The following is an 8,820-nucleotide window of genomic DNA, read 5'->3' as shown; positions in this document are numbered from 1 at the left end:
GATCAGCCCGCGACTCCAACGACACCCAGTCCCACCCTCGATCGACGAACAGGCCGATCATGGCAGCCCGGACAACTGTTCATCAGCGGTTTGCGGATTTCCCAACGGAGTCCTTCGGCCCCGAGAGTTGATGAAGCAGTACCCGAACGTCAATACCCTGATTTTGGTGGATAGTTGGACCGAGACCGGCGGCCGGACTTCGTGCCGGTCTCGACCCCGTCGAACCGGACGGTCAACGTGGGCGGCACGCTGTACGGGATCAAGGGCGACCTGACCCGGGGCGCGGTGGACGGCGGTACGCCGAACCCGACCTCCACCCCGACCCGGATGGCGACTCCCACCGCGACCCCGACTCCCACCGGGACCCCGACCCCGACCTCGGGCGCCTGCACGGCCGCCCCGGCTGGGATGCGGGCACCACCTATGCGACGCTGACCAAGGTGTCCTGGAAGGGCCACTACTACCAGAACAAGTGGTGGACCAAGGGCGACGACCCTACCGCCGGGGGCGCCTGGGGCGTCTGGAGCGACCTCGGGGCCTGCTGACCTGACGGCGGCCCGTCGAGGTGAGGGACGGCGGTGGCGGCGCACCCGGTCGGGGGGTGTGCCGTCACCGCTTCGTTCGGAGTGATCAGGCCTCGACCTTGAGGTCGCGCAGCAGCTTGGCGACGTGCCCGGTGGCCTTGACGTTGTACAGCGCGCGCTCGACCTTGCCCTGCTCGTCGACGACCACGGTGGAGCGGATCACGCCCAGGTAGGTGCGGCCGTAGTTCTGCTTCTCGCCGTAGGCGCCGTACGCCTCCAGGACGGCGTGGTCCGGGTCGGACAGCAGCGTGACCTTGAGGTCCTCGGCCTCGCGGAACGTGCCGAGCTTCTCCGGCTGGTCCGGCGAGATGCCGATGACGTCGTAGCCGGCGCCCGCGAAGACCTCCAGGTTGTCGGTGAAGTCGCAGGCCTGCTTGGTGCACCCCGGGGTGAGGGCCTTCGGGTAGAAGTAGACGATGACCTTGCGGCCCAGGTGGTCGGCGAGGGAGACCTGGTTGCCGTCGGCGTCGGACAGGCTGAAGGCGGGCGCGGTGTCGCCGGGCTGGAGACGCTCAGTCATGGGATGGACTCTCCTGGTGCGTGCGGCTGGGACGGGCGGTCGTACCACGGCAAACTTACCTCCGTTGGTGGGTGGGGCCGCGCGGCCGTACTTGGCAGCTGACAAACTGGGTCAGTCACGCAGGACGACCAGGACGACATCGGCAAGTGAATGGGGTGGCCCGAGTGGGCGAGGCGAGCACGCAGGACAAGCCGGAGCGGACGACCGCCCAGATCGAGGCGGACATCGAGCGCACCCGCGACCGGCTGGCGGAGACCCTGGACGAGCTGGCCGTGCGGATCCACCCGAGCACCGTCTCCGCCCAGGTCAAGGCGAAGGCGATGGCCACCGTCGAGGAGAAGGCGGGCCGGGCGTACGTGGCCGCGAACGGCCTGGTGGAGAAGGTCCGCGCGCAGTTCGTGGACGAGAAGGGGCAGCCGCGCCGGGAGCGCGTCGTCCCGGCCGCGCTGGTCGGCGTGGGCCTGGTGCTGCTGATCGCCTCCTCCCGTCGGCGCCGCAAGGACTGAACGGCGGTGCCGGAACGGCCGGGCGCCCGTGGGGGCCCGGCCTTCCGTATGCCGGGCTGGCGTCACGCTTTGCGTCCGGGGGCGGTACCTTCGGGATCGTGAGTACGAACGACGAACCGACCCGTTCCGAGCAGGAGCACGAGCCCGTGCGGCACGACCGGCTGGGCGAGAAGCTGCCGATCCGGATGCTGCACGACCGCGTGCTGGTGCGCACCGAGGGCAGCGAGGGTGAGCGCCGCTCGACCGGCGGCATCCTGATCCCGGCGACCGCTGAGCTGAGCAAGAGGTGCACCTGGGCCGAGGCCGTCGCGGTGGGCCAGAGCGTGCGTGCGGTGGAGCCGGGTGACCGGGTGCTGTACGACCCGGAGGACAAGCTGGAGGTCGAGGTCCGGGGCGCCACCTACGTGCTGCTGCGCGAGCGCGACCTGCACGCCGTTGCCGCGACCCGCTTCGGTGACACGGAGGGGTCGACCGGGCTGTACCTGTGACCGGGGGCGTGTGACGTGAGGGCGGGCGCCGTCCCGGGACGGCGCCCGTCGGCGTGCTCGGGGGCCGTGTGGGCGCAGCTTGTCGGAGGCGGGCGCTAGGGTCCGGGCATGAGCGAGGCTGTGCCGGTGATCGGCGATGCGGAGCGGCGGGCCCGGTTGGGGCGGCGGCAGCTGTTGGCGCCCTCGGTGCGGGCGGCGCGGGTGGAGGACGTGGCCGACGCGGTGGTCGGGCTGCATGCGACGGACGCGGCCACGGTGTACCTGTCGGCCTGTGCTCGGTTGGCCGATCCTTCGGCGGCGGAGGTGGACCGGGCGCTGTACGAGGACGTCTCGCTGGTGAAGTTGCTGTCGATGCGGCGGACGATCTTCGCGGTGACGGAGGGGTTCGCCCCGTATGTGAGTTCGGCGGCGGCGCGGGCGATCGCGCTGAAGGAGCGGGCGACGCTGCTCAAGCATCTGCGGGACCATGCCGAGGGCTGGGACGAGGCCCGGTTGGCGGAGGCGGAGCGCGAGGTGCTGGCCGCGCTGGGGCGGCGGGGTGAGGCGACGACCAGGCAACTCGGGGACGATGTCCCGCAGTTGCGCGAGACGATGCTGATGTCGGCGGGCAAGCCGTACGAGGCGAGGCAGAGCGTGGGCAGTCGGCTGCTGCGGCTGTTGGCCTCGGACGGGCATGTGCGCCGTTGCCGTCCGCGCGGGTCCTGGCTGAGCAGCAGCTATCCGTGGGCGCTGGTGCCGCAGTGGCGGGAGGTGCCGGTGCGGGAGGCGAAGGCGGAGGTGGTGCGGCGCTGGCTGGCGGCGTACGGTCCGGCGACGGTCGAGGACGTGAAGTGGTGGACGGGCTGGACGCTGGGGGAGGTCCGCAGGGCGCTGGTGGACGTCGGGGCGCGGGACGTGGCGTTGGTGGACGGTTCGGCCGCGCTGGTGCTGGTGGGGGACGAGGCTCCGGTGTCGGCGCCGGAACCGTGGGCGGCGCTGTTGCCGGCGTTGGACCCGGCGGTGATGGGTTGGCGCGGTCGGGACTGGTACCTGCGGCCGGAGGACGTGCCGGCGCTGTTCGACCGGGCGGGCAATGCCGGGCCGACGGTGTGGTGGTGCGGTGAGGTGGTGGGCGGCTGGGCGCAGCGGGCGGACGGTGAGGTGGTGTGGCGGCTGTTCCGGGACGTCGGGGCGCAGGCCGGGCGGGCCGTCGCGGCGGAGGCGGAGCGGCTGGCGGGCTGGCTGGGGGAGGTGCGGGTGACGCCGCGGTTCCGGACGGGGTTGGAGCGGGAGCTGGTCGCCGGGAAGTAGCTCACTGGGCGGGTGCCGTGGCCGAGTTGGTGGGTCCGGCGGTGGTGGTGGGCTGGCTGGTGGGTTTGGTCGGCCGGGTCGTCTGGGTGGGGCGGGCGGTGGGGCTGGGCTGTTCTTCCTGGCTGGGGGTGGGATCCGGGTTCTGCGGGCTGGGGGCGGCCGGGCCGGGTGCGGGTGCGTCGGTGGTGGGGGGCGTGCTGGGGGTGTGGGGGTGGGTGGTCGGCGCGGGGGCGCCGGTGGGGGTGGCGGCGGTGCCGGGGGTGGTGCCGGCGCTCGGGGGAGTGCTGTTGGGGGTGCCGGTGGGGGTCCAGTTGTCGGGGTCGGGGTTGCTGCGGCCGGTCTGCAGGTCGAACTGCTGGGGGGTGGTGCCGTTGAGGGCGGTGGTCATGTAGTCGGTCCAGATCTTGGTGGGGAAGGCGCCGCCGTTGATCCGGGTGAGGCCGGCGGTGCCGGCCAGCGGTTCCTTGGCGTGGCTCTTCGGGTTCTCTCGGAACAGGCCGACGGTGGTGGTGAGTTCGGGGGTGTAGCCGGCGAACCAGGCGGAGAGGTTGGAGTCGGTGGTGCCGGTCTTGCCGGCGGCGGGGCGGTTGAGGTCGAGGGCGGCGGCGCCGGTGCCGCGCGGGCTGACGACATCGCGCAGCACGTCGGTGACGGAGTCGGCGATGCTGCGGTCCATGGCGGTGGTGGGCTTGTGTTCGGGCATCTTGGGGACGTCGACGGCGCCGCCGGGGTTGACGCGTTCGAGTTTGAGGACGGACCAGGGGGTGTGTGCCTCGCCGTGGTTGGCGAAGGTGGCGTAGGCGCCGGCCAGGTCGAGGGCGCTGGGGGTGGCGGTGCCGAGGGTCATCGAGGTGTTGGTCGGGTCCATGCCGCGGACGCTGTCGGGGATGCCGAGTTTGACGGCGGTCTCGCGGACGCGGGCGAGTCCGGCGTCCACGCCTTCCTGGGCGTACACGGAGTTGACGGACTTGACCATGGCGTAGCGCAGGGTGATGTTGCCGTAGTCGACGTCGTCCTCGTTGGGTGGCGCGTAGGGGGTGGGGCCGCCGGTGACGGGGCGTTCGCTGCTGCCGTCGTAGCGGGTCTCGGTGGTGATCGGGCGGCCGTCCAGGGTGTGCTGGGCGATCAGGCCGGCGGCGAGGTCGATCGGTTTGAAGGTGGAGCCGATCTGGTTGTCCTGGCGCAGCGCGTCGTTGTAGGGCTGCTTGGCGTAGTCGGGGCCGCCGTAGACGGCGACGACGCGGCCGGTGGCGGGGTCGACGGAGGCGCCGGCGACTCGGACGTCGGTGTCGGTGGTGGGGCGGGTCCTGGGGTCGAGTTCGTCGGTGAGTTCGTTCTGGACGGCCTTGACGAAGGCGTCCTGCCGGGGTTTCTCGAAGGTGGTGGTGATGCGCCAGCCGCCGGCCTTGAGGGTGGGGGCGTCGATGGTGCCGGAGGAGATCAGGTAGTCGTCGGCGACGCCGACGAGGTAGCCGGCCTGGCCGGAGAGGCCGGTGGCGGGCTGGGGGTCGATCGGCTCGGGGAAGGTGGTGGCGGCGCGGTCGACGGTGGTGAGGAAGCCGAGTTGGACCATGCCGTCGAGGGTGTAGTGCCAGCGGGCGACGGCCTTCTCGCGGTTGGCGGGGGTGGCGGTCTTGACGTCGTAGAGGCTGGGGGCCTGGAGCAGGGAGGCGAGGTAGGCGCCCTGGCCGAGGGTGAGCCCGGAGACGTCGACGCCGTAGTAGGCCTTGGCGGCGCTCTGGATGCCGTAGGCGCCGCGGCCGAAGTAGCTGCTGTTGAGGTACCCGGCCAGGATTTCCTTCTTGTCGCGTTGCTGGTCGACCTTGAGGGCGATGAAGAGTTCGCGGCCCTTGCGTTCGAAGGTCTGGTCCTGGGTCAGGTAGTAGTTCTTGACGTACTGCTGGGTGATGGTGGAGCCGCCCTGCATGCCCTTGCCGAGCAGGGTGTTCCAGCCGGCCCGGAGCATGCCCTTCAGGTCGATGCCGCGGTTCTGGTAGAAGGTGCGGTCCTCGGCGGAGACGACGGCCTGTTGGGTCTGCAGCGGGATCTGGTCGATGGTGACGTCGGTGCGGTTGACGGCTCCGGTGCGGGCGATCTCGGTGGTGCCGTCGGAGTAGAGGTAGATGTTGTTCTGGGCGACGGCATGGGCGTTGGGGTCGGGCACCGGGACGATGACGTAGAGCACGGCGAAGGCGCCGACGGCGAGCAGCAGTAGTGCGGTGAGGGTGCCGAGGGTGACCCGCCAGGTGGGCAGGAGCCGGCGCCAGAGGGGGAGGGCGCGGCGGGCCTCGCGGCGGGCGGCCCGTTTGGCCTGGCGTCGGGTGCTCAAGGTCATGCCGAGATTATCTGCTATATGACGTCCGATCAGCGCTGGCAGGGTTCCTGAACTGCGCGGTTGTGTGCGGCGGGTTGTGCACCCCGGGGTGTGTCGGGAATCCGGGTGCGGGCCGGGACGGCCGACGGTACGGTGAAAGGTGCGAACCACATAGCGTGCCCACGTCTGGCAGCTCCGTCCGTCCGGCCCGGTACCCCCGGGTGGGGCCGGTCGGGGCTGATGGGTCGTGCGCTGACACGCGTGCGGGCACTCGTCTGCCCGTATTTGTCGACAAGGAGACAATATGCAGAACGGTGTCACGGTGGGGGCGAAGCCCCCTGATACCGCCGCCGGCTCCCCCCTCTGGCTCTACGCCGCCGTCGCCCGCGGCGCCTTCCGCCGCTACTCCACCTACCGGGCCGCCACCCTGGCCGGCACCTTCACCAACACCGTCTTCGGCATCATCCTCGCCTCCTCCTTCCTCGCCCTCTGGCAGGCCCGCCCCGGCCTCGGCGGCTACGACCAGAGCCAGGCCGTCACCTACATCTGGGTCAGCCAGGGCCTGCTGGTCACGATCGCGGTCTGGGGCGGCGGCTTCCAGGACGACGTCCAGGACCGCTTCCGCTCCGGGGACATCGCCGTCGACCTCTACCGCCCGGTCGACTTCCAGGGCTGGTGGCTGGCCGCCGACCTCGGCCGGGCCGCCTTCCAGGCGCTGATCCGCGGCACCGTGCCGATGCTGGTCGGCGCCCTGGTGTTCCGCACCCGGATGCCCGAACACCCGCTGACCTGGGCGTTCTTCCTGCTCTCCGGACTGCTGGCGCTGCTGGTCAGCTTCGGGCTGCGGTTCCTGGTCTCGATCACCGGCTTCTGGCTGCACGACTCGGAGGGGGTGCGCGCGGTGATGCTGGTGGTCTCGATGTTCTTCTCCGGGATGCTGCTGCCGATCGCGCTCTTCCCCGGCTGGCTCGGCGACCTCGGCCGGGTGCTGCCCTGGGCGGCGCTGATCAAGGTGCCGACCGACGTCTTCCTGGAGCGCGCCACCGGCACCGGACTGCTCCCGGAGCTCGGCTTCCAGCTCGGCTGGGCGGCCGCGCTGCTCGCCGCCGGGCGGGGCGCGCAGTGGCTGGCGACCCGCAGGGTGGTGGTTCAGGGTGGCTGAGCCCCTCGCCGCGCGCACGTCCTGGGCGGTCCGCTCCTGGTGGCTCTGCGCCCGGATGTGGATGCGCTCGATGATGGCCTACCGGGCCTCCTTCACGCTGAACCTCCTGGCCAGCCTGGTCACCCACTCCCTCGACTTCGTCGTGCTGGTGATCATGTTCCGGCACACCGACGAACTCGGCGGCTGGAACCTGCCGGAGATCGCCTTCCTCTACGCCACCGCGACCTTCTCCCTCGGCATGGCCAACCTGCTGGTCGGCTCGGCCGACGGCCTCGGCGTGCGGATCACGAGCGGCACGCTGGACACCATGCTGATCCGCCCCGCGCCCGCGCTCTCCCAGCTGTGCGCCGAACGCTTCACCCTGCGCCGGCTCGGCCGCCCGCTCCAGGCCACGGCGGTGCTGGCCTGGTCGCTGGCCGCCCTGGACGTGCACTGGACCTGGGACCGGGTGCTGCTGGTGCCCGTCCTGCTGGTGTGCGGCAGCGTCATCTTCGGCGCGATCTACATCGGCGGCGCCACCGTCCAGTTCTGGTGGGGCGAGTCCAAGGAGATCCAGAACTCCTTCACCTACGGCGGCGCGACCCTCCTGCACTACCCGCCGACCGTCTTCGCCAAGGAACTGGTCGCCGGGGTGGTCTTCGGCGTCCCGCTCGCCTTCGTCAACTGGCTGCCCGCCCTGCACATCCTCGGCCGGCCCGACCCGCTCGGCCTGCCCACCGCCTTCCAGTACGCCTCCCCGGTCGCCGCCGCGCTGTGCGTCGCCGCCGCCGGGCTCGCCTGGCGGGCCGGACTGCGCGCCTACCGCGGCACCGGCAGCTGACCCCTCGTACCTCGCGCGAGGCAGGGCCTTCCGCAAGGCCCTGCCTCACGCCGTGCCTCCCTTGAGGAATCACCGTGTCACTGATCGAACTCCAGGACGTCCACCGCACCTTCACCGTGCGGGCCCGCACCGGCCGGTTCAGCCGGACCAAGCGCGAGGTGCGCGCGGTCGACGGGCTGAGCTTCACCGTCGAGGCCGGCGAGTGCGTCGGCTACATCGGGCCCAACGGCGCCGGCAAGTCGACCACCATCAAGATGCTCACCGGCATCCTCGTCCCCAGCGCCGGACGGCTGCGCGTCGCCGGGGTCGACCCGGCCCGCGAGCGCGTCGCGCTGGCCCGCCGGATCGGCGTCGTCTTCGGCCAGCGCACCACCCTGTGGTGGGACCTCCCGCTGCGCGACTCCTTCGAGCTCGCCCGCCGGATCTACCGCATCCCCGACCGGCGTTACCGCGAGAACCTCGGCCGCTGCATCGAACTGCTCGACCTGGACGGCTTGTTGGACACGCCCGTCCGACAGCTCTCACTCGGCCAGCGGATGCGCGGCGACCTCGCGGCGGCGCTGCTGCACGACCCCCAGGTGCTCTACCTGGACGAGCCCACCATCGGCCTGGACGTGGTCAGCAAGGGCCGGGTGCGCGAGTTCCTGCGCGAGGTCAACCGCGACCGGGGCACCACAGTGCTGCTCACCACCCACGACCTGACCGACATCGAGCAGCTCTGCGGCCGGGTGATGGTGATCGACCACGGCCGGGTGGTCCACGACGGCGGGCTGGACGGGCTGCACACCACCGGGCGCAGTGAGCGCACGCTGGTGGTCGACCTCGCCGAGGCCCGGCCGCCGATCGAGGTGGCCGGGACGCGGGTGGTGAAGGTCGAGGGGCCGCGGCAGTGGCTGGCCTTCCCGGCCCGGGAGAGCGCGGCACCGATCGTGGCGGCGGTCGCGGCACGGTACCCGTTGGTGGACCTGTCGGTGCGGGAGCCGGCCATCGAGGACGTGATCGCGCGGATGTACGCCGAGGTCGCGATCGGCTGATCTCCGTTTGATCTCCGGCTGATCTCCGGCCGTTCGGGCGCACGTTCGGGCCTCGCCACCCGTCCGGGGCCCGTCACCCGTCCGGGGAGGACACGTGACTCC

At 71.7% G+C, this 8,820-nt stretch carries 9 protein-coding genes; 7 read left to right on the top strand and 2 right to left on the bottom strand.

Going from position 1 to position 8,820, the window contains the following annotated elements; genetic code table 11:
• The first annotated feature begins 174 nt into the window (after positions 1-174).
• Positions 175-435, top strand: coding sequence for a hypothetical protein (locus ACIRYZ_RS35690; protein ID WP_402952374.1), 261 nt, complete (start codon positions 175-177; stop codon positions 433-435).
• Between the two features lie 195 nt (positions 436-630).
• Here ACIRYZ_RS35690 and bcp read toward each other — a convergent pair whose 3' ends face one another.
• Entirely contained in the window at positions 631-1,104 is a 474-nt protein-coding gene (bcp, locus tag ACIRYZ_RS35685) for a thioredoxin-dependent thiol peroxidase (RefSeq protein WP_402952372.1), read from the bottom strand.
• Between the two features lie 164 nt (positions 1,105-1,268).
• Between bcp and ACIRYZ_RS35680 the strand changes: the two genes are divergently transcribed.
• The 3 genes from ACIRYZ_RS35680 to ACIRYZ_RS35670 all read left to right on the top strand — a co-directional run bounded on the left by ACIRYZ_RS35680 (position 1,269) and on the right by ACIRYZ_RS35670 (position 3,388).
• On the top strand, positions 1,269-1,610 hold the full coding sequence (locus ACIRYZ_RS35680; protein WP_380611447.1) for a DUF3618 domain-containing protein: 342 nt from the start codon (positions 1,269-1,271) through the stop codon (positions 1,608-1,610).
• 185 nt (positions 1,611-1,795) lie between these two features.
• Entirely contained in the window at positions 1,796-2,098 is a 303-nt protein-coding gene (locus tag ACIRYZ_RS35675; protein WP_380611508.1) for a GroES family chaperonin, read from the top strand.
• A gap of 108 nt (positions 2,099-2,206) precedes the next feature.
• On the top strand, positions 2,207-3,388 hold the full coding sequence (locus ACIRYZ_RS35670) for a winged helix DNA-binding domain-containing protein (protein ID WP_402952370.1): 1,182 nt from the start codon (positions 2,207-2,209) through the stop codon (positions 3,386-3,388).
• Between the two features lies 1 nt (position 3,389).
• Here ACIRYZ_RS35670 and ACIRYZ_RS35665 read toward each other — a convergent pair whose 3' ends face one another.
• Positions 3,390-5,723, bottom strand: coding sequence for a transglycosylase domain-containing protein (locus ACIRYZ_RS35665; RefSeq protein WP_402952369.1), 2,334 nt, complete (start codon positions 5,721-5,723; stop codon positions 3,390-3,392).
• Positions 5,724-6,006: 283 nt separating this feature from the next.
• Between ACIRYZ_RS35665 and ACIRYZ_RS35660 the strand changes: the two genes are divergently transcribed.
• The 3 genes from ACIRYZ_RS35660 (at position 6,007) to ACIRYZ_RS35650 (ending at position 8,718) form a co-directional block, all read left to right on the top strand.
• On the top strand, positions 6,007-6,864 hold the full coding sequence (locus ACIRYZ_RS35660; protein ID WP_402952367.1) for an ABC transporter permease: 858 nt from the start codon (positions 6,007-6,009) through the stop codon (positions 6,862-6,864).
• Complete coding sequence (locus ACIRYZ_RS35655; RefSeq protein WP_402952366.1) at positions 6,857-7,684, top strand: ABC transporter permease; 828 nt, start codon at positions 6,857-6,859, stop codon at positions 7,682-7,684. Before ACIRYZ_RS35660 ends, ACIRYZ_RS35655 begins: the two co-directional genes overlap by 8 nt.
• A 74-nt stretch (positions 7,685-7,758) precedes the next feature.
• Entirely contained in the window at positions 7,759-8,718 is a 960-nt protein-coding gene (locus ACIRYZ_RS35650) for an ATP-binding cassette domain-containing protein (RefSeq protein ID WP_402952364.1), read from the top strand.
• Positions 8,719-8,820 lie beyond the last annotated feature (102 nt).

It is taken from the genome of Kitasatospora sp. NPDC101155 (assembly GCF_044768305.1).
Classification (GTDB): Bacteria; Actinomycetota; Actinomycetes; order Streptomycetales; family Streptomycetaceae; genus Kitasatospora.
This window is presented reverse-complemented; position numbering and strand designations above follow the sequence as displayed.

Coding starts and splice junctions, on each gene's coding strand:
- bcp (WP_402952372.1), bottom strand. CDS start 1,104: ATGACTGAGCGTCTCCAGCCCGGCGACACCGCGCCCGCCTTCAGCCTG.
- ACIRYZ_RS35675 (WP_380611508.1), top strand. CDS start 1,796: ATGCTGCACGACCGCGTGCTGGTGCGCACCGAGGGCAGCGAGGGTGAG.
- ACIRYZ_RS35670 (WP_402952370.1), top strand. CDS start 2,207: ATGAGCGAGGCTGTGCCGGTGATCGGCGATGCGGAGCGGCGGGCCCGG.
- ACIRYZ_RS35665 (WP_402952369.1), bottom strand. CDS start 5,723: ATGACCTTGAGCACCCGACGCCAGGCCAAACGGGCCGCCCGCCGCGAG.
- ACIRYZ_RS35660 (WP_402952367.1), top strand. CDS start 6,007: ATGCAGAACGGTGTCACGGTGGGGGCGAAGCCCCCTGATACCGCCGCC.